At 67.7% G+C, this 260-nt stretch carries 1 protein-coding gene; it reads left to right on the plus strand.

Annotated elements, in window-relative coordinates; all coding sequences use genetic code 11:
• Positions 1-260: XdhC family protein (locus SB771_RS35360; protein WP_410722086.1), on the plus strand; the 260-nt coding region annotated here is incomplete at both ends.

Below are 260 nucleotides of genomic sequence, written 5' to 3' on the forward strand. Positions count from 1 at the left end.
GAGGGACATCGCGCGCTACTGGTGACGGTGGTGAAGACGTGGGGCTCGTCGCCGCGTCCCGAGGGCGCGATGCTCGCGGTGCGCGACGATGGACTCGTGGTGGGGTCGGTATCGGGCGGTTGCATCGAAGACGATCTGATCGACCGCGTGCGGCAAAGGGGCATCGAACAGACGCGCCCCGAGGCGGTGAAGTACGGCATCACGGCGGAAGAGGCGCATCGCTTCGGCCTGCCTTGCGGCGGCACGATCCAACTGGTGCT

Origin of the sequence: Burkholderia sp. SIMBA_051, from assembly GCF_046534915.1 — a bacterium.
Taxonomy (GTDB): Bacteria; Pseudomonadota; Gammaproteobacteria; order Burkholderiales; family Burkholderiaceae; genus Burkholderia; species Burkholderia ambifaria.